Source organism: Serratia sp. 121840015-1 (assembly GCF_053627655.1).
The window spans coordinates 2,539,887-2,558,213 of the sequence record NZ_JBSEYF010000001.1; the positions used below are offsets into that span (position 1 = coordinate 2,539,887).

Sequence of the window (18,327 nt, forward strand, 5' to 3'; positions counted from 1 at the left end):
AACGCCGCCCCTGTTTTCGGCGGGCGGCGTGGTGAAAACTCAGTGCAGCGCGTCGCCCTGCTTCACCGACGTAAACGCCTGCATCAGTTTCACGACGTCGTGCATGCCGATGTTGACCTGGTTGATCACTTCCCCGGCATCGTGGGTCAGCGCCACGCCGCCGCCGGCCTGCTCTACGCAGGTTGCCATGCCGGCAATCGCCGCCGCCACGCCTTGCTGGATAGACTTGGTCATGCGCTCAATCTCGGTCGCCGCCTTACGCGACTGTTCCGCCAGCGTGCGCACTTCGTTGGCGACCACCGCAAAACCGCGCCCGTGCTCACCGGCATGGGCGGCTTCGATCGAGGCGTTAATCGCCAGCAGGTTGGTTTGGGAGGCGATTTTACGAATGGCTTCGACGATGGTGCCGATCTGCTGAGAACACTTACCGAGCTCGGTGACCACGTCCGAGGTTTCGCGCGCCGCCGCTTCGACCTGCTGCATGCCTTTCACCGCCTGCTGCACGATGATCGCGCCCTGCGCCGCCTGCCGATCGGTATCGAGCGACAGATGATGCGCGTTACGCACCATCTCTTCTTCGTGCTGCTGCTGTTGCATCAGCCGGGTGATGTCCTGGGCAATCTTCACCACTTTCACCACCTGGCCTTCGTTGTCGAGGATCGGGTTATAGCTGGCCTCCAGCCATACCCGTTCGCCGCGCCGGTTGAGACGCTCAAAACGCCCGGTAATGAACTCGCCGCGCGCCAGGCGCTGCCAATGCCGCCGATAATCGTCGGAAGCGGCGAACTCCGGCGGGCACAGCACCGCATGCGACTGCCCGCACGCCTCTTCCAGCCGATAGCCCATCAGCGCCAGCATATTGTCGTTGGCGCTGACAATGGTGCCCTGCGGCGTGAAAGCGATCATCGCCATCGAGCGATTCAGCGCCGCCAGCAGGCTGCGGTGTTCCTGCGCCTGGGTCACTCGCTCGGTCACTTCGCTGGCGATCTTGACGATTTCCACCACCTTACCCTGTTTATTCAGCACCGGCGCGTAGGTGCCCTGCAGCCATACCGCCTCGCCGTTTTTCGCGATGCGCTTTATGGTGTCCGTGATGGGTTGCCCCTTATTCAGCGTCTCCCAATGCTTGCGATATAACGGGCTGGCGACATAGTTCGGATCGCAGAAAATACGGTGATGCCGGCCAATCACGTCATCGCGTTGAAATCCCAGCGTGCTGAGGAAAAGATCGTTGGCGCGCAATACCGTGCCGTCGGGCGAGAAGACGATCATCGGAACGGCGTGTTCTATCGCGCTCAGCTCGGCGCCTTTGTGGGTAGTTAACTGACTGAATCGTAACAGCATAAGGTGTAGTCCTTGTGGCAGAAGATGGCGCTTTTCTTATTTTTGCCTGGCCACATGCCGCGCCCACACGCAGACGTGCCATCGCGGAAGGAACGGGCAGCGCCGTTCCTTCTGGTTATTGCTATTAACCGGATTAAATTTATTTATTCAGTAAAGTAATTATTAGAATTTAAATAAACTAACAGCCTAAGATTTTTATTACTAAACCCGTATTGAGAATAACGTAAGTGATGAAAATTGAAAGGTAAAATGCGGATTTTTGTCGGCGCCGGCAGGATAAGCGGCGCCGGAAGGGTTAGCGCCAGCGTTCGGCTGCCCAGGCGGCCTGTTGCTCGGCGTCGTGGAAGGTCCAGGCGACGAAGCGGCTGATCTTCTGCCCTTGCGCCATCTCGATGGTGCGTACCTCGGCCGCGCCCGCCACGTTCAACGCATGGTAGATGGCCGGCAGCGTGGTGTTTTTCGAGATGAGTGAGGTGAACCACAGGCAGTTGTTGGCCTTGCCGACGCTCTCTTCCACCATCTTGCGCACGAAGGCCTCTTCGCCGCCTTCGCACCACAGCTCGTTGTTCTTGCCGCCGAAGTTTTGCACCGGCTTGGCGGCCACTTCCCCTTTGCCCAATTTGTGCAGCTTGCGGCGGGTGCTGGCGCGCGCTTCCTGCTCGGACGCATGGAACGGCGGGTTGCACAGGGTGGCGTCGAATTTCTCGGCCGCGCCGATGATGCCGCTAAAAATCAGCTCAGGCTGTTTTTGCAGCCGCAGACGCACGCTGTTACGCAGCGTCGGGTTCATCTCGACGATCATCTTGGCCGAGTTGAGCGACACCGGATCGATTTCAGACCCGGTGAAACGCCAGCCGTATTCGCGCAGGCCGACGATCGGGTAGATGCAGTTGGCGCCGACGCCGACGTCGAGGATCGCCACACCCTTGCCGCGCGGGATCTCGCCGCCGTTGCTGGTCGCCAGCAGATCCGCTAGGTGGTGCAGATAATCGGCGCGGCCGGGGATCGGCGGGCACAGGTAGTCCGCCGGAATATCCCAGTGTTCAATGCCGTAAAAGTGTTGCAGCAACGCACGGTTGAGCATTTTCACCGCCGCCGGATCGGCGAAGTCCACCGAGACATCGCCCCAGGCGTTCGGCTTCACGAACGGCGCCAGCGCCGGGCAGCTGGCGATCAGCGCCGGGAAGTCGTAGCGCGAACGATGACGGTTGCGCGGATGCAGGCCGCTTTTCTGCTGCGGGAAGGTTTTCTTTTTTTCCACCGTGACGGGCTCTCTTGAAGGTATTTCCGATGCGTAAGATAACACATCCCGCCCGCAATGGCGCAGCGGCGGGAAACCCGGCACAATGAAAGCTTCATCGATTGCCACAGGGTCCCCCATGAGCCGTGAATCTCGTTATTATTATGAACCCGCCGCCGGCCACGGCCTGCCGCACGATCCGCTGAACGCCATCGTCGGCCCGCGCCCCATCGGCTGGATCTCTTCCCGCAGCGCCGCCGGCTTGCGCAATCTGGCGCCCTACAGCTTTTTCAACTGCTTCAACTATCGCCCGCCCATCATCGGTTTCGCCAGCACCGGCTGGAAAGACAGCGTGGCGAATATCGTGGAAACAGGCGAGTTCGTTTGGAATCTGGCGACGCGCCCGCTGGCGGAAGCGATGAACAACAGCGCCATCAACCTGCCGCGCGGCGAGGATGAATTCGCCTTCGCCGGCGTCACGCCGCTGCCCGGACGCCGGGTCAAAGCCGAGCGCGTGGCCGAAAGCCCGGTGAACTTCGAATGCCGCCTGACCCAGTGCATTCAGCTGCAAACCGCCGCCGGTGAACAGGTGGAAACCTGGCTGGTATTGGGCGAGGTGGTGGCGGTGCACCTCGATCCGGCGCTGCTGGACGAACACGGCGTCTACCAGACCGCCGCCGCCGAACCGATCCTGCGCGCCGGCGGCCCGACCGCCTACTATGGCATTTCCGAACAGCACCGTTTCGATCTGGCGCGCCCGACGCGCTGATCGTCTCCCCCCGTTTAGGCAGAAGATGAACGGGGGAGTAAACAATCAAAAAATCTGAACAAAACCATCAACACTCTCCGATTTCATCCCGCCTGTCACTGCGCAATAATCTTCCCATCGAAAGGCAACCCCCTTTCTCCCTAATTCACTTTGACAGGAATGACGAACATGAAAACCATCAAAAATTTTGCTGCTGCTATCGCCCTGGCCACCGTTTCTTTCACCACTTTCGCCGCTGAGCACGTCAGCGCCCAGGATGCCGCCCAATTCGAAAAAGCCGGCGTGATCGTCGCCAGCGGCGCGACCGACCTGAGCAGCCTGAAGTCGCAGCTGGCCGCCAAAGCCGATGCGGCAGGCGCCAAGGCCTTCACCATCACCTCCACCAGCGGTAACAACCTGATGCACGCCACCGCGGTTATCTACAAATAATCACCGCCCCAGACGTCAAAAAGCCCGCCGGCTATCACCCCGGCGGGCTTTTTTTATGTTCAAGTGCATTAGCGCTGAATGGGTACGACAGCGAGTTTCTTACCGTCTGTTTTGTCAGCAACCAATGTAAATTCAGTCCAATATTTGCGCGGCGCCTCATTTGACGCATTGCCGACCGTCGCAATCTCAACCGAATAGCTATGCCCAATCTGGAACCCGTCGAAAGCCACCGCCAAGCATTCGCCTGGCATGACCGCTATCGGTTGCTGACCTGGCGCAACAGAAGTGGACCATTCCGCCTTCCCGCCGGCCCCCGGTTGATAAATTCCGATGCCCACCAGCTCGCGTTTTCCGGCAATATCGTCCGGCACGCTAATGCATACGCGATTGTTTTTAACGCTGACGTTTGCCGGATAGAAGCAGGGGCGCCCCTGCACACAGCCGCTCAGTAATACCAACGCCACTAAAAAAGTCAGTTTTTTCATTTCATTGCCTTAGGGTTACGCGGCTCTTGGATGAACAACCGTAACACGGTTTCATCGTTAGCGCCGAACAGGCAAGACAGCGAGTTTCTAACCGTCCGCTTCTTCAGCACCCCACGCGTAAACGAACCGGACAATGCTGCCGAAAACGGGTAGAAACCCCGTATTTAATGGGGTTTGCAGGGGAGATGAGCACACATTTTTTTACCACCCCATTGCTGGACTAACGGGAGAGGATGATTATCATGTTACGCAGACTACAGATGCAGAGAGCGTTGTATGCAACATATTATTGAAGGTTTCCTCAGTTTCCAGAAAGAGATTTTCCCGCAGCGTAAGGAACTCTTTCGCAGCCTGGCCTCCAGCCAAAATCCTAAAGCGCTGTTTATTTCCTGTTCTGACAGCCGCCTGGTGCCCGAGCTGGTGACGCAGCAAGAGCCTGGGCAACTGTTCGTTATCCGCAACGCCGGTAACATCGTCCCTTCCTTTGGCCCGGAGCCGGGTGGGGTTTCTGCGACTATCGAATACGCGGTGGTAGCGCTGGGCGTGACTGATATCGTGATTTGTGGCCACTCGAACTGTGGCGCCATGAAGGCTATCGCGTCCTGCCAATGCCTCGACCCTATGCCTGCCGTTGCCCACTGGCTGCACTACGCGGATGCGGCCAAAGCGGTGGTCGAGAAGAAAACCTGGAATAGCGAAACAGACAAAGTTAACGCTATGGTGGAAGAGAACGTTATCGCCCAGCTAAATAATATCAAAACCCACCCTTCTGTTGCGGTGGGTCTGCGCAACAGCGGGCTGCGCCTGCACGGCTGGGTGTACGACATCGAAAGCGGCGAAATTCGTACGCTGGATAGAAACACCAAGAGCTTCGTGTCCCTGGCCGATAATCCCGACGTCTATTTCGAATAAAATAACGCCCGGTTTTAATCATTAAATAAAATCCACGCGGCCGCGTGGATTTTATTGTCAGCCTTAAACCAAACGCGCCTCTATCGCCGCGGCGAAGTCGCGGCACATCCGTTCGTCACCGTCGGCGTTATCCGCCAATACCGTCTCGCCGTCCACCACCCGAATGTGCGCCTCCAAATCGAAATCCGCCGGCGGCTGCGGTCGCGCGGCGGCGGCGGCCATGGTCTGCTGCGCCTCGCGCCACGCCTGCGCCACCGTCTGGTTACAGGCCTGCGCCAGAGAGTCCGGGTTGAACCCTTCGCCGGTCAGGCTGCGCAGCGTGTCGTCATGGCTGACGCTGTTGCCCGGCAGCCAATAGTGTTGCACCAGATCCGGGCCAATGGCCGGGTTGTCCGTCAGGTAACCGTCGCGCTGCAGGAAGAACTGGCGGGTTTGTTCCACCGCCATCATCGCCAGCAGATAGCCCTGGTAAGAGCAGGCAGACTCCAGCGACAGCAGATGCGGGATCGCCAGCGTCGGGCGCGGGCTGCCGCTGATGCCGAGGATCTTTTGCTCGACCTCGCGCGCCAGCGCGGTGATGGCTTCCGGCGTGCGCTGCTCATCATCCCACTGATACAGCGCCCACTCGAAGTACGGCACCAGCAGGATATGGCGTTCGTTAAACGCGCGCATCGGCTGGCGCGCCGCGATGCCGGCTTCGATCAGCGCATCGGGCACCGCTTCGCCGGCGGCGTTTTTCGCATAGCGTTTCAGCCAGTCGGCGTCGTCCAGCAGGCTGTCGCAGAACATCGACTGGGTTTCGGCATAGGCCATCGAGGTCGGTGGGAACTCCTGCGAGAAGCACGGCGCATTCTGGCGAATGTTGGCGAAGTGCGCCGCATGGCCGCCCTCGTGGAATAGGGTGTTGAGCCCGTAAGCCCCGCTGCCCACCTGCCCCGGCTGCGCCAGGCTGGTGAAGTTGATGCGCGCCGGCACCCATTCCCCCTGGCGCACAAACGGCGGCACCGGGCCGTGCATAAAGCCGTTCTCATACTTGCCTTTGCGCACCAGCAGATCGAGGTTCATCTCGGCGCCGCCAAAGCCGATGTGCAGGCGTTTGAAGCTGTCGACCCAGCGTTCCAGCGAACGAGAAAACGGGAAGTAAGGATCCAGTTGACGGGTGACGTCGCCGGCGCTGGCGAAGCGCACGTTCCACGGCTCCAGCGCCTGGCTGCCCTTGTCGGCCGCCAGCTGTTGCAGGCTGCGCGCGTTGGCCTCGCGGGTTTCCCGCTCGAAGCGATCCAGAATGGCGAACAGCTGCTCCGGCGTCATGCGCTCGGTTTTGTTCACCTTGTAGTCGAAATAGTTGCGATAACCCATCTGGCGCGCAAAGCGGTTGCGCAGGCCAATCAGCTCCGGCAGGCCGTTATGCAGCAGCCATTGCTCCAGATCGCGCAGCGCCTGCTGCGAGCTGCGGCGGTAGTCTTCGTTCGGGTTGGTCGCCTGGTTGGTCAACAGTTCGCCGAGCGAGGCTGCCACCCGCTGGCCCTCGGCGTTCAGGTGCGTGACCTGATAGCCCTTGCGGCGCGAGTAGAGATCGGATTCGGAGTGGATGATCTGATCCAACAACGCCTGCGCCTGCGGATCTTCAATGGCGTTACAGTCGAAGAAACGCAGCCAGCCTTGCAGGCCGTGGATCAGCGCATCGCGCTGCGCCTCCTGCGGCAGCGTTTCCACTCCGGCCAGCAGATTGCGGATCTCGGCCAGCCGGCGCGGTTCGGCGATAAAGCGCTTATAGGCGCTTTCCGCGGCGGAAAAGCGCGCCGACACGTCTTCACCGCCGGTGCCCATGTAGTTTTGCCAGAACAGCTCTTCTTTGGCGCGGTGTACGTCGAGGTAATCCTGGTTCAATTGATTGAAGTAATCGAGAGCCTGTTGCATAACCGTCCTTCTCAGCCGATGAGGAAATATCCCAGTATAGTCGCGCTCAGGCCTGATGCAGGCGCTGCAGCCCCTGTTCCAGCGTCTCGCTCTCGCCGGCGGCCACCAGGCAACAGGCGATCTGCCGCTGGATGGCCTGCGGGATCGCCACCTCGCCCGCCAGGCAGCGCTCGGTCCAGCGCGCGGTGGTTTCCGCGTCTTTCGCCGCCGGCAACGTCGGCGTTTCATCCTGCAGGGTGCGCTCCAGCAATACCCGCTGTTCGCCGCCGGCAATATAATGAATCTGCGGGCAACGCAGCGGGTTGGCGTAGGCTTCGCCTTCGGTGCCGTGCATCAACAGCCCGCGGGCGCCGATCTGGCGGAAAAACGACGCCACCCGGCCGACATACTCCGGGTGTGAGACGCTGGCGAGGCGCAGCGCATCCTGTTCGCCGAACGGCGTCGCCAGCTTGGCCAGCGTATGGGCGCTGTTGCGCACCCCCATGCGCCAACGCAACCCGAGCTGCCGCGCCAGCGGCGCCGACAGCGTGGAAACCGGCATGAATACCGCCTCGCCGTTATCGAGACGCTGCTGGGCGTGAGCGGCCTGTTCCGACCACGGCAGCCCCAGGGCGCGGAAAATCTCGGCGCTGGTCACGCGGGTACTGTCGTCCAGCACGCCATGCACCACCACCGGCAGGCCCACTTTCGCGAGCAGCAGCGCCAGCAGCGGCGTCAGGTTGGCCTGCTTGCGCGCGCCATTGTAGCTCGGCAGCACCACCGGCAATGGCCGCCCCTGCGGCGCCTGCAGCAGCAACACCTGCTGCTGCATCGCCTGGTAGAAGCCCAGCATCTCCTCTTCGGCCTCACCCTTGATGCGCAGCGCGATCAGAATGCCGCCCAGCTCCAGCTCGGGGACCGCCCCGGCCAGCATCGCCTGATACAGCTCAAAAGCGGTCTGCCGGTCCAGGTCGCGCGCATGATTTTTGCCGCGGCCTATTTCTTTGATAATTTTGGTGTAATCCATCCGAAGGTTCCCCTTGCTCACTCTTCGGTTAGCATACCCTATCCGCGCCGCCGCTCAACCTCCGCCGCCAGCCGCCGCTGCGTTTCATCCCCTTCGCGCAGCCCGGCGATCACCCCATCGGCATCGTCGGCGCTGCGGTTTTGGCTCATCTTCCATTTGCCTTCGCGCCGGGTGACGGCGATCTCGATACCGACAATGCCTTTTAGCTGCGCGGCGATGTAGTTGGCCGGCGCGTCGTCGAGCTGCCAGGGTGCCGGGCGGCGCCCTTCCTGTTGCGCCGTCAGGTCGATCAGCTGGCGGCGCAGCCAGGCCGGGTCGTCCATTACCGTCGGCACGCCATACAGTTGCACCATGCTGTAATTCCAGGTCGGCACCACTTTGCCGGTCTGGCGCTTGCTTGGGTACCAGCCGGGCGACACATAACCTTCCAAACCCTGAAAAATCACCAGGCATTCCGCCGCCTGCTGCAGCCGCCGCCAGTGCTCGTTGGCGCGCGACAGGTGCGCCCGCAGCCGGATCTGCCCCTGTTCGACATCGGCCAGAAACGGCAGCGGATCGGCCGTCAATCCCTGCTCGCCGTGGCTGACCAATAGCCCCAACGGGTGGGCGCGCACCAGCGCCAGTTGGGCATCCAGATCGTCTTCGCGAAATGCGGCGGGTTGAAACATCAGTGTGGCTCCTTACGCTCTCTCATGATGACCACAGTAAAGCACCCGCCGGCGGCCTACTTAAGATCCGCTTTCTGACTATTTCGAGTGATCCGGTTTAACAAGATCAGGGCAATGCCCATCGCCAACAGATTAAATACCATGGCGCCGGCAAAGGCCTGCGCATAGCGTTCCGCCGCGCCGCCGTTCGCCAGCAGCGGCACGAAGCCGACGCCGCTGACCACGATGCCCAGCGCGCCTCCCACCTGCTGCACGGTGGCAACCAGGCCCGCCGCCATGCCCGCCTGCCGCTCCTGCGCCAAACCGAGCACCAAATTCAGCAGCGGCGTCATGCTCAGCGCCTGGCCGAATCCCAGCACCACCAACCCCGGCAGCAGCCGCAGCGGATGCGCCAGTGCCGCGCCCCACAGCGCCTGGGCCATTAACAGCGCCAACCCGGCGGCGTAAATCGCTACGCCCACGCTCAGTACGCCATTGCCCCAACGCAGCGCCAGCCGGGGCGCCAGCATCGACGCCAGCATAAAGGCCGCGCTGGCCGGGGCGAACAGGCTGCCCGCCTGAAAAGGCGTAAGCCCCGCCCCCGCCTGCAGCAGCAGCGCGAAGCACAAGAAAAACGAGGAGGCGGTGGCATAAATCGCCAGCACCACCGCCATGCCCGGCGCGAAGCCTGCCTGGCGTAACAGCGCCGGATCGAGCACCGCATCACCGCCGCGCCGCGCCAGACGGCGCTCCCACCGCAGGAAGCCCCACAGCGTCACCATCGCCAACGCCAGCATCGGCGCTATCCACCACGGCCAGCCGCGCGCCGGCCCTTCCAGCAGCGGCAGCAGCAACAGCGACAGGCCGATCGCCGCCAGCCACAGGCCTACGCCGTCCAGCCGCTGCGCCTGCGCCACCCGCGATTCGGGAATGCGCCGCGCCGCCCACAGCGCCAGCGCGCCGATCGGCAAATTGATCAAAAAGATCATGCGCCAGCCGCTGCCGAACAGGTTGGCCTCGATGATAAACCCGCCGAGGATCTGGCCGAAGATCGCCGCCAATCCCAGCATCATGCCCAGCCAGGCAAAGGCGCGCCGCCGCTGTTGCGGCGCGTACAGCACCCGCATCAAGGCGTAGATCTGCGGGAACAGCAGCGCCGCCGCCGCCCCCTGCAGGATACGCGCCGCGATCAGCAGGTTGAGCGATCCCGCCAGCCCGCACAGCAGAGAGCTCAGCGCAAATCCCAACATGCCGAGGCTGAACAGACGCCGGCGCCCGAAACGATCGCCCAGACGCCCGCCGGCGATCAGCAGCACCCCAAACGCCAGTTCATAACCGGCGACGATCAAACCGACACCGGCGAAATCGGCGGCGAACTGCCGCTGGATCACCGGCGCCGCCACGTTGACCACAAACAGATCGAACACAGTGACAAAACCGCCCAACAACAGCACCGGCAGGCCGGGCAATGCCCGCCGTTCACGAGACAATGAATGTTCCATACCACCTCCAGCGATTATGATGGCCGCAGTATGGAACAGGGTTTAAACTGTTACTATATAGCCATTTATACTATTACTAACAGCAACAGGACGGCCGCCATGCCCCCACGTACCCTCGAGCGCACCCGCCACGAACTGGCGGATTTTCTACGTCAAAAGCGAGAACAGCTGTCGCCGGAGGCGGTCGGTTTGCCGAGCGGCAGCCGCCGCCGCACGCCGGGATTGCGGCGCGAGGAGGTCGCGGCGCTGGCCGGCGTCGGCCTCACCTGGTACACCTGGCTGGAACAAGGCAGGGAAATCAATGCGTCGGTGGCATTTTTGGAGAACCTGGCGCGGGTGCTGCAGCTCGACGCCGCCGGCCGCTACCACCTGTTTTTATTGGCGCATCAGCGGCCGCCGGTGCCGGTCGGCCATCAGTGGTGCCAGGTCTCACTGCTGGTGCAGCGGCTGCTGGACGACCTTGTGCTGCGGCCGGCCTACGTCATGAACCTGAGTTGGGACATCATCGCCTGGAACCCAGCGGCGCAGCGGCTGTTCGCCATCGGTGAACGCCCGGCGGAAGAGCGCAACATGTTGTGGATGCTGTTTGCCGATCCGCAGCTCAATGAACGCCTGTTGGAGTGGGAGGCGCAGGCACCGCAAATCCTGGCCAGCTTCCGCCGCGACTATGCCCGCGCGCCGGAGGATGAGGTAATGCGCCAACGGGTACAGGCGCTGGAGCGGGTATCGCCGCCGTTCCGCCGGCTCTGGCGGCAGCACGATATCCACGGGCGCTGCCAGGGGCGGCGTAGCTTCACCCTCCCGGAGATCGGCCCGGTCACCTTTGACCACGCCTCTTTCATCGTCGACGAAGAGAATCACCTGCGGCTGGTGATGTACAGCGCGCTGCCGGACGAACCGGCCAGCGCGGCATTTGAAGCGCTGCTGCGCGAGGGTTAGCGGCGGCTGTCGAAAATGAGCTTGCAGGCCAGCCCAGCGAATACCCCGCTCAGCAGGTAGTTCGGCCAGCGGGCGCTGAAGCGGCGGCCGGCGAAGCGGCTTTTCATGCCGCTGACCGCCAGGATCACCCCGCCGTTAATCAGCAACCCCACCAGATTCAGCACCGTCGCCAGCGCCAGCATCTGCACCACCACCGAGCCTGAACGCGGATCGATAAACTGCGGGAACAGCGCCAGCACGAACAGCGCCATTTTCGGGTTGAGGATGTTGGTGAACAGCCCCTGGCGGAAGATGCGCGCCGTCGGCACCGCCTGCAACCCGGCGGAAGCCTGCAAACTGCTGCCGGATCGCAGCGTTTTCCACGCCAGATAAAGCAGATAGGCAGCGCCCAGCATTCTTACCGCGTCGTAGGCCAGCGGCACGGCGACGAACAGTTGCGACAACCCCAGCGCCGCCGCCAACGCATGGCAATACGTGCCGAGCTGAATGCCCGCCAGCGAAGCGAAACCGGCGCGCCGCCCCTGGCTGACGCTGCGCGAAGCGATCAACAGCATATCCGGGCCGGGGGTCAGCGCCAGCGCCACGCAGGCACCGGAAAACAACAACAGCGTTGCGGCATCAATCATGAATCACCTGATAAGAAGAGGGACGGGAATGGAGCGTCCATCATAGCGACGCCGACGTGACTTGTCAGCGTCGCTCGCGTCAGATCACCCACAGATCGAGATACTCGTTGACCGGCATCTGCGCCAGCCGCTGCCGGTCCAGCGACACCTCGAGAATACGCTGCTGCTGCAGCGCCGGGAACTGGCGCGCCAGGTTGGTTTTGAACTTCTCGATCAGCAGTGGGATGCCCTCTTCGCGCCGCCGTGCATGGCCGATAGGATACTCCACCGCCACCTCATCCAGGCGGCTGCCGTCGGCGAACTCCACCGTCAGCGCATTGGCGATCGAGCGTTTTTCCGGATCGTGATAATCGCGGGTGAAGGCGGGATCTTCATGGCAGCGGATCTTGCCGCGCAACGCGTCGATGCGCGGATCCTCGGCCACCCGATCCTCGTAGTCCGCCGCCGTCAGCCGGCCGAACAGCAGCGGGATCGCCACCATATACTGAATGCAGTGATCGCGATCCGCCGGGTTATCCAATGGCCCCTGCTTGTCGATAATACGCAGGCAAGCCTCGTGAGTGCGGATGCTCACCCTGGCGATGTCGGCGGCGGTTTTACCGGCGGCCTGCATCAAGCGGTGCAGCGTCATGGCCGCCTCCACGGCGGTCTGGGCATGGAACTCCGCGGGGAACGAAATTTTAAACAGCACGTTCTCCATCACGTACGCGCCGTACGGCCGCTGGAAGCGGAAAGGCTTGCCGTTGAATGAAACGTCGTAAAACCCCCAGGTCGGGGCCGTCAGCGCCGAGGGGTAGCCCATCTCGCCGGTGGCGGCCATCAGCGCCAGCCGCACCGCGCGGGCGGTCGCATCCCCCGCCGCCCAGGATTTGCGGGTGCCGGCGTTCGGCGCGTGGCGATAGGTACGCAGCGACTGCCCGTCCACCCACGCCAGCGACACCGCATTCAGGATCTCCGCCCGGCTCAGGCCGAGCAGCTGCGCCACCACCGCAGTAGACGCCACCTTCACCAGCAGCACGTGATCCAACCCCACCCGGTTGAAGGCGTTTTCCAGCGCCAGACAGCCCTGGATCTCATGCGCCTTGATCATGGCGATCAACACCTGCCGCATGGTCAGCGGCGCCTTACCTGCCGCCACCGCCTGGCGCGAGAGCCAGTCGGCCACCGCCAGGATCCCGCCCAGGTTATCCGACGGGTGGCCCCACTCCGCCGCCAGCCAGGTGTCGTTGAAGTCGAGCCAGCGGATCATGGTGCCGATATTGAACGCCGCCTGCACCGGATCCAGCTGGAAGCGGGTGCCCGGCACCCGGCTGCCGCTCAGCACCTCGGCGCCCGGCACCACCGGCCCCATCAGTTTCTTGCAGGCCGGATAGCTCAGCGCCTCCAGCCCGCAGCCGAGGGTATCGAGCAGGCAATAATGGGCGGTGCGGTACGCCGCCGGGGTATCGACGGCCTCTTTCATCACATAATCGACGATATCGACCATTTCGCGATCGAACGGCGGACGGCGGGTATTGGCAGACTCAAGCATCATGATTCCCAAAGGCTCCATAGTGAATAACGATCGGCGCTCAGCGCTGATCCAGCGGTACGAACGCCCGCGCTTCCGGCCCGGTATAGTTGGCGGACGGGCGAATGATTTTGTTGTCCTGCCGTTGCTCGATGATGTGCGCCGACCAACCGCTCACCCGCGCCATGACAAACAGCGGCGTGAACATTTCGGTGGGCACCCCCAGCTGGTGATAAGACACCGCCGAGAACCAGTCGAGGTTGGGGAACATCTTTTTGGTGTCGCGCATCACGCTTTCCAGCCGATCGGCGATGTCATACAGCTTCATCGCCCCCGCTTCCTGCGACAGGCGCAGCGCGATCTCTTTGATCACCTGATGGCGCGGATCGGAGACGGTGTACACCGGGTGCCCGAAGCCGATCACCACCTCTTTGTTGTCGATGCGACGGCGAATGTCGGCTTCCGCTTCGTCCGGCGTTTCATAGCGTTGCTGGATCTCCAGCGACACCTCGTTGGCGCCGCCGTGTTTCGGCCCGCGCAGCGCGCCAATGGCGCCGACGATCGCCGAATAGACGTCGGAGCCGGTGCCGGCGATCACCCGGCCGGCGAAGGTCGAGGCGTTGAACTCATGCTCGGCGTACAGGATCAAGGAAGCGTGCATCGCCTGTTCCCAGCTGGCGGAAGGCGCTTCGCCGTGCAGCAGGTGCAGGAAGTGGCCGCCGATGGAATCGTCGTCGGTCTCCGGCTGAATGCGCTCGCCGTTGTGGCTGTAGTGATACCAATACAGCAGCATCGATCCCAGCGAGGCCAGCAGCCGATCGGCAATGTCGCGCGCGCCGGCCGCGCCGTGCTGCTCTTTTTCCGGCAGCGTGCAGCCTAGGGCCGAGACGCCGGTGCGCATCACGTCCATCGGGTGAGACGCCGCAGGCAATGCCTCAAGCACCGTTCGCACGCTGGCGGGCAGGCCGCGCAGCGCTTTGAGACGGTGTTTGTAGGCCTGCAGCTCATCGCGGTTGGGCAATTTGCCGTGGATCAGCAGGTGGGCAACCTCTTCAAACTCGCAGTGGCGCGCGAGATCGAGAATGTCGTAACCACGGTAGTGCAGATCGTTGCCGCTGCGCCCTACGGAGCACAGCGCGGTATTCCCGGCGGGCACGCCGGATAACGCCACGGATTTTTTCGGCTTATCGCCAGTCGGGCTTTGCGGGGGGATCGCTTGGCTCATACTGTCCTCGTTTGGCTTCTGCGTGAATGGCGCTTATTCGTCGCGCTGGCGAGCGAACAGAGCGTCGAGTTTCTCTTCGAACAAATAGTAGTTGATGCTTTCGTACAGCTCGTTGCGGGTCTGCATGGTGTCGATGACGCTTTTCTGCGTGCCCTCCTCGCGCAAAGCGCGGTACACCCGTTCCGCCGCGCGGTTCATCGCCCGGAAGGCCGACAGCGGATACAGCGCCATATCCACCTGGGCGCTGCGCAGTTCGTCGGTGGTAAACAGCGGCGTCGCGCCGAATTCGGTAATGTTGGCCAGGATTGGCACCTGCGTCGCCTCGGCAAAGCGGCGGTACATGCCCAGCTCGGTGATCGCTTCCGGGAACAGCATGTCGGCCCCGGCCGCCACGTAAGCCTGAGCGCGCTCGATGGCCACCTCCAGCCCCTCCACCGCCAGCGCGTCGGTGCGCGCCATGATCACGAAGTCCGGATCGCTGCGCGCATCCACCGCCGCCTTGATGCGATCCACCATCTCTTCGGTGGAGACGATGGCCTTATTGGGGCGATGGCCGCAGCGCTTGGCGCCGACCTGATCTTCGATATGCAGCGCCGCCGCCCCGGCCTTGCTCACCGAACGCACCGTGCGGGCGACGTTGAACGCCGAAGCGCCGAAACCGCTGTCCACATCCACCAGCAGCGGCAGCGGGCAAACGTCGGTGATGCGGCGAATGTCGGTCAGCACATCGTCCAGGGTCGAAATACCCAGATCCGGCAGCCCCAGCGAACCGGCCGCCACGCCGCCGCCGGAAAGGTAGATGGCCTGGAATCCGGCCCGCTGGGCCAGCAGCGCATGGTTGGCGTTGATCGCGCCGGCGATTTGCAGGGGTTTTTCTTTACTCAGGGCCTGACGAAAGGCGAGCCCGGGTGAGCGCAGCGTCATGACGTTTTCTCCGATTAGCCAGATGAAACAGACAGAGCAAGGGGCGGGCCAGGTTGTACTTCGGTGAGGGGAAAAATTAAACACGATAAAAATAAGTGAGTTACAACACCTTCAGCGCCATTAGCCTGGCAAAGGGGTAAAAAACGTTTCAGTTAACGTTTCAATCGTTGTTTCACACAGTAAATTTGAAACATCACTGAAACCGGGCTACACCTAATGCAGCCACTTCCATTCGGTAACCCACCATGAGCGATCACGTCACGCCGGACAAACCGGTGATCTGGACCGTCTCCATCACCCGCCTGTTCGATCTGTTCCGGGACATCAGCCTCGAGTTCGACCATCTGGCGACCATCATCCCGATCCGCCTCGGCTTTGAGGAGGCGGTGCAGCACATCCGCGCCCGACTGGCGACCGAGCCTTGCGACGCCATCATCGCCGCCGGCTCCAACGGCGCCTACCTGAAAAGCCGCCTGTCGGTGCCGGTCATCCTGGTCAAGCCCGGCGGTTTCGATCTGCTGCAGGCGCTGAGCAAGGCGCGCAGAACCGCCGATCGGATCGGCGTCATCACCTATAAGACCCCTCTGCCCGCGCTGCTGGAGTTCCAGCAAACCTTCGATCTGCCGCTGGAGCAGCGCAGCTACGGCACCGAAGAGGATGCCCGCGGCCAGATCGCCGAGCTGAAAGCCGCCGGCATTCAGGCGGTGGTCGGCGCCGGCCTCATCAGCGATCTGGCGGAAGAGGCCGGGCTCACCGCCATTTTTCTCTATTCCGCCGCCACCCTGCGCGCCGCCTTCAGCGATGCGCTGGACGTGACGCGCCTGATGCGGGGCGGCAGCAAACGCGGTGGCGATTACGCCACGCGCAATACCCTGCAACCGCGCTACGGGCTGGGCGATTTGCAGGGCGAGTCCCCGCAGATGGAGCAGATGCGACGCACCATCATGCTGTACGCCCGCTCGCCGGCGGCGGTATTAATTGAAGGAGAAACCGGCACCGGCAAGGAGCTGGCGGCGCAGGCGATCCACCGGGAATACTTTTCCCGGCGCGGCGCACCGGCCAGGGGCGCGACGCCGCCGTTCGTCGCCATCAACTGCGGCGCCATCGCCGAATCGCTGCTGGAGGCGGAGCTGTTCGGCTATGAGGAAGGCGCCTTTACCGGCTCACGGCGCGGCGGCCGACGCGGGCTGCTGGAAACCGCCAACGGCGGCACCCTGTTTCTGGATGAGATCGGCGAAATGCCGCTGCACCTGCAAACCCGGCTGCTGCGCGCGCTGGAAGAGAAGGCCGTCACCCGAGTCGGCGGGCAGCAGCCGGTGGCGGTCGACTTTCGCGTCATCAGCGCCACCCACAACCACCTGGAGCAGGCGATTCAACGGGGCGACTTTCGCGCCGATCTGTTCTACCGCCTGAGCGCCCTGCGGCTGCAGCTGCCGCCGCTGCGGGCGCGCGGCGACGATATCGCGATGCTGGCGGAACACTTTCTGAAACGGTCACTGGCGGCGCTCGACGTGCCGCTGACGGAGCCGCTGCGCGCCGCCATGGCCGGCTGTTACGCCGCGCTGAATCATTACGCCTGGCCCGGCAACCTGCGCGAACTGCGCAACATGATGGAGCGGGTGGCGCTGATGCTGAGCACCGGCGCCGCGCCGAGCGGCGAGACGCTGCGCTGGCTGCTGCCGGAGCTGGCGACGGGCACGCCGCCCGAGACGCCGCCAGCGCCCGTCTCCGCCCACGAAGCGCTGGCGCGATGTGGGGGCGACCACGCCGCCGCCGCCCGGTTGCTCGGGATCAGCCGCACCACTTTATGGCGCCGGCTGAAAAAAACGAACTGAGCATCAGCCGGCGCGCCGGCCGTCCGAGGCCGGCAGCAGCCGCGCTCGCCGCTCGCCCAGCAGGTTCATGCCCGCCGCCGCCAGCAGAATGATCGCCGCGCCCAGCAGCTGCCACGCCGACAGGCGGTGGCCAAACGCCAGGCGATCCACCAGCATGGCGGCGACCGGGTAGATGAACGACAGTGAGCCGATCAGGTTGGTCGGCAGCTTCTGCAGGGCGCCGTACATCAACACATACATCAGGCCGGTGTGCAGCACGCCGAGCGTCGCCAGCATTCCCCACTGCCCAACGCTGGCCGAAACGTGGAAATCCACCAGCGGCAACAGCATCACCGCCCCCACCGCCACCTGGATCAGCGCAATAAGATGCGGCGGCGTGCCCTTCAGCCGCTTGGCCGCCAGCGCCATCAGGGCGTAGAAAAACGCCGCCCCGAGCGCCAGCGCGATGCCCGCCAAATAATGACTCTGTTCCCCCGCCTGCCGCGGCTGCGCCAGCACCACCAGCATCATGCCGCCGAACGCCAGCCCCAGCCACAGCAGCTTGCGGGCGGTCAGCCGCTCCCCCAGAAACAGCGCCCCCAGCCCCACCAGTATAAACGGCTGGGTGTTGTACACCGCCGTGGCGATGGAGATAGAGGCATAGGAATAGGCGGCAAACAGCAGCAGCCAGTTGATCACCAGCGCGACGCCGCCGGCGATCGCCAGCAGCAGCGTGGCGCGCGTCAGCGCATCGCGCCGCAGCTGCCCCAGCGCGCCGCACACCGCCAGCAGCACCAGCGCCCCCACCGCGCAGCGCCAAAACACCACGTTGACCACCGGCTGGCCGGACATCAGCACAAACCAGCCGATGGAGCCGGAAATCAGCATCGCCGCCGTCATCTCCAGCGAGCCGCGTTTTAACTCTGCATTCATTCTGCGTTCCTCCAAACTTGCCCAGAGGCATAGCTTGCGGCTTCGCGGGACGGCTTTCCATAGCATAAAAAAGGCAGATATGCTTAACTGCCTTTTTCTCGT

The 18,327-nt window shown here is 63.1% G+C and carries 17 protein-coding genes; 5 read left to right on the forward strand and 12 right to left on the reverse strand.

All coding sequences use genetic code 11. The features are described 5' to 3' along the window. Nucleotides 1-39: 39 nt before the first annotated feature. A complete protein-coding gene (locus ACUXAC_RS12300) occupies nucleotides 40-1,344 on the reverse strand; it encodes a methyl-accepting chemotaxis protein (RefSeq protein ID WP_064290256.1) in 1,305 nt (434 codons plus the stop codon). A gap of 295 nt (nucleotides 1,345-1,639) precedes the next feature. Further along, nucleotides 1,640-2,605: a 23S rRNA (adenine(1618)-N(6))-methyltransferase RlmF gene (gene rlmF / locus ACUXAC_RS12305; protein WP_168653910.1), complete on the reverse strand. Its 966-nt coding sequence runs from the start codon at nucleotides 2,603-2,605 to the stop codon at nucleotides 1,640-1,642. Between the two features lie 118 nt (nucleotides 2,606-2,723). Between rlmF and ACUXAC_RS12310 the strand changes: the two genes are divergently transcribed. Both ACUXAC_RS12310 and bhsA read left to right on the forward strand, forming a co-directional pair. Beyond that, entirely contained in the window at nucleotides 2,724-3,353 is a 630-nt protein-coding gene (locus ACUXAC_RS12310) for a flavin reductase family protein (protein ID WP_049200915.1), read from the forward strand. 168 nt (nucleotides 3,354-3,521) lie between these two features. Beyond that, complete coding sequence (gene bhsA / locus ACUXAC_RS12315; RefSeq protein WP_033653406.1) at nucleotides 3,522-3,782, forward strand: multiple stress resistance protein BhsA; 261 nt, start codon at nucleotides 3,522-3,524, stop codon at nucleotides 3,780-3,782. Nucleotides 3,783-3,850: 68 nt separating this feature from the next. Here the strand turns inward: bhsA and ACUXAC_RS12320 are convergent, their stop codons facing one another. Next, nucleotides 3,851-4,267, reverse strand: coding sequence for a putative T6SS immunity periplasmic lipoprotein (locus ACUXAC_RS12320; RefSeq protein WP_454266673.1), 417 nt, complete (start codon nucleotides 4,265-4,267; stop codon nucleotides 3,851-3,853). A gap of 276 nt (nucleotides 4,268-4,543) precedes the next feature. On the opposite strand from ACUXAC_RS12320, the gene ACUXAC_RS12325 reads away from it, so the two are divergent. Further along, nucleotides 4,544-5,179 carry a carbonic anhydrase gene (locus tag ACUXAC_RS12325; RefSeq protein WP_004939270.1) on the forward strand — a complete coding sequence of 212 codons (636 nt, stop codon included), beginning with the start codon at nucleotides 4,544-4,546 and terminating at the stop codon, nucleotides 5,177-5,179. A gap of 63 nt (nucleotides 5,180-5,242) precedes the next feature. Here ACUXAC_RS12325 and ACUXAC_RS12330 read toward each other — a convergent pair whose 3' ends face one another. From ACUXAC_RS12330 to ACUXAC_RS12345, 4 genes are read right to left on the reverse strand one after another with little or no spacing between them, the layout of a single operon-like run. Next, complete coding sequence (locus ACUXAC_RS12330; RefSeq protein ID WP_454266674.1) at nucleotides 5,243-7,099, reverse strand: M3 family metallopeptidase; 1,857 nt, start codon at nucleotides 7,097-7,099, stop codon at nucleotides 5,243-5,245. A gap of 46 nt (nucleotides 7,100-7,145) precedes the next feature. Further along, complete coding sequence (ybiB, locus tag ACUXAC_RS12335; RefSeq protein ID WP_060456844.1) at nucleotides 7,146-8,105, reverse strand: DNA-binding protein YbiB; 960 nt, start codon at nucleotides 8,103-8,105, stop codon at nucleotides 7,146-7,148. A 38-nt stretch (nucleotides 8,106-8,143) separates the two neighbouring features. Further along, nucleotides 8,144-8,773: an FMN-binding negative transcriptional regulator gene (locus ACUXAC_RS12340; RefSeq protein ID WP_087762172.1), complete on the reverse strand. Its 630-nt coding sequence runs from the start codon at nucleotides 8,771-8,773 to the stop codon at nucleotides 8,144-8,146. Between the two features lie 56 nt (nucleotides 8,774-8,829). Then, on the reverse strand, nucleotides 8,830-10,254 hold the full coding sequence (locus ACUXAC_RS12345) for an MFS transporter (protein ID WP_147839564.1): 1,425 nt from the start codon (nucleotides 10,252-10,254) through the stop codon (nucleotides 8,830-8,832). A gap of 99 nt (nucleotides 10,255-10,353) precedes the next feature. Between ACUXAC_RS12345 and ACUXAC_RS12350 the strand changes: the two genes are divergently transcribed. Then, a complete protein-coding gene (locus tag ACUXAC_RS12350) occupies nucleotides 10,354-11,193 on the forward strand; it encodes a helix-turn-helix transcriptional regulator (protein WP_159317804.1) in 840 nt (279 codons plus the stop codon). Here the strand turns inward: ACUXAC_RS12350 and ACUXAC_RS12355 are convergent. The 4 genes from ACUXAC_RS12355 to prpB form a co-directional block, all read right to left on the reverse strand. Then, entirely contained in the window at nucleotides 11,190-11,819 is a 630-nt protein-coding gene (locus ACUXAC_RS12355) for a LysE family translocator (RefSeq protein WP_048321374.1), read from the reverse strand. The two genes, ACUXAC_RS12350 and ACUXAC_RS12355, sit on opposite strands and share 4 nt — an antisense overlap. Before the next feature lie 79 nt (nucleotides 11,820-11,898). Further along, nucleotides 11,899-13,350 (reverse strand): bifunctional 2-methylcitrate dehydratase/aconitate hydratase, encoded by a 1,452-nt coding sequence (locus ACUXAC_RS12360; RefSeq protein ID WP_387444503.1) that lies wholly within the window; start codon nucleotides 13,348-13,350, stop codon nucleotides 11,899-11,901. A 40-nt stretch (nucleotides 13,351-13,390) separates the two neighbouring features. Next, nucleotides 13,391-14,554: a bifunctional 2-methylcitrate synthase/citrate synthase gene (gene prpC / locus ACUXAC_RS12365; RefSeq protein WP_049200932.1), complete on the reverse strand. Its 1,164-nt coding sequence runs from the start codon at nucleotides 14,552-14,554 to the stop codon at nucleotides 13,391-13,393. 33 nt (nucleotides 14,555-14,587) lie between these two features. Beyond that, a complete protein-coding gene (prpB, locus tag ACUXAC_RS12370) occupies nucleotides 14,588-15,478 on the reverse strand; it encodes a methylisocitrate lyase (RefSeq protein WP_387444348.1) in 891 nt (296 codons plus the stop codon). Nucleotides 15,479-15,723: 245 nt separating this feature from the next. Between prpB and prpR the strand changes: the two genes are divergently transcribed. Then, the gene (gene prpR / locus ACUXAC_RS12375; protein ID WP_387444346.1) at nucleotides 15,724-17,313 is read left to right on the forward strand and encodes a propionate catabolism operon regulatory protein PrpR; all 1,590 of its coding nucleotides are present in this window, start codon (nucleotides 15,724-15,726) and stop codon (nucleotides 17,311-17,313) included. Between the two features lie 3 nt (nucleotides 17,314-17,316). On the opposite strand, the gene ACUXAC_RS12380 is transcribed toward prpR, so the two are convergent. Next, nucleotides 17,317-18,225, reverse strand: a complete 909-nt coding sequence (locus ACUXAC_RS12380) for a DMT family transporter (RefSeq protein ID WP_342121214.1) — start codon at nucleotides 18,223-18,225, stop codon at nucleotides 17,317-17,319. Between the last annotated feature and the right edge of the window lie 102 nt (nucleotides 18,226-18,327).

Excerpts from the sequence above, each read along its gene's own strand:
- ACUXAC_RS12300 (WP_064290256.1), bottom strand. The coding sequence starts at position 1,344 with ATGCTGTTACGATTCAGTCAGTTAACTACCCACAAAGGCGCCGAGCTG.
- prpC (WP_049200932.1), bottom strand. The coding sequence starts at position 14,554 with ATGAGCCAAGCGATCCCCCCGCAAAGCCCGACTGGCGATAAGCCGAAA.
- ACUXAC_RS12320 (WP_454266673.1), bottom strand. The coding sequence starts at position 4,267 with ATGAAAAAACTGACTTTTTTAGTGGCGTTGGTATTACTGAGCGGCTGT.
- ACUXAC_RS12360 (WP_387444503.1), bottom strand. The coding sequence starts at position 13,350 with ATGCTTGAGTCTGCCAATACCCGCCGTCCGCCGTTCGATCGCGAAATG.
- ACUXAC_RS12340 (WP_087762172.1), bottom strand. The coding sequence starts at position 8,773 with ATGTTTCAACCCGCCGCATTTCGCGAAGACGATCTGGATGCCCAACTG.
- ybiB (WP_060456844.1), bottom strand. The coding sequence starts at position 8,105 with ATGGATTACACCAAAATTATCAAAGAAATAGGCCGCGGCAAAAATCAT.
- ACUXAC_RS12325 (WP_004939270.1), top strand. The coding sequence starts at position 4,544 with ATGCAACATATTATTGAAGGTTTCCTCAGTTTCCAGAAAGAGATTTTC.
- bhsA (WP_033653406.1), top strand. The coding sequence starts at position 3,522 with ATGAAAACCATCAAAAATTTTGCTGCTGCTATCGCCCTGGCCACCGTT.
- ACUXAC_RS12310 (WP_049200915.1), top strand. The coding sequence starts at position 2,724 with ATGAGCCGTGAATCTCGTTATTATTATGAACCCGCCGCCGGCCACGGC.
- ACUXAC_RS12330 (WP_454266674.1), bottom strand. The coding sequence starts at position 7,099 with ATGCAACAGGCTCTCGATTACTTCAATCAATTGAACCAGGATTACCTC.
- ACUXAC_RS12345 (WP_147839564.1), bottom strand. The coding sequence starts at position 10,254 with ATGGAACATTCATTGTCTCGTGAACGGCGGGCATTGCCCGGCCTGCCG.
- ACUXAC_RS12350 (WP_159317804.1), top strand. The coding sequence starts at position 10,354 with ATGCCCCCACGTACCCTCGAGCGCACCCGCCACGAACTGGCGGATTTT.
- prpB (WP_387444348.1), bottom strand. The coding sequence starts at position 15,478 with ATGACGCTGCGCTCACCCGGGCTCGCCTTTCGTCAGGCCCTGAGTAAA.
- prpR (WP_387444346.1), top strand. The coding sequence starts at position 15,724 with ATGAGCGATCACGTCACGCCGGACAAACCGGTGATCTGGACCGTCTCC.
- ACUXAC_RS12355 (WP_048321374.1), bottom strand. The coding sequence starts at position 11,819 with ATGATTGATGCCGCAACGCTGTTGTTGTTTTCCGGTGCCTGCGTGGCG.
- ACUXAC_RS12380 (WP_342121214.1), bottom strand. The coding sequence starts at position 18,225 with ATGAATGCAGAGTTAAAACGCGGCTCGCTGGAGATGACGGCGGCGATG.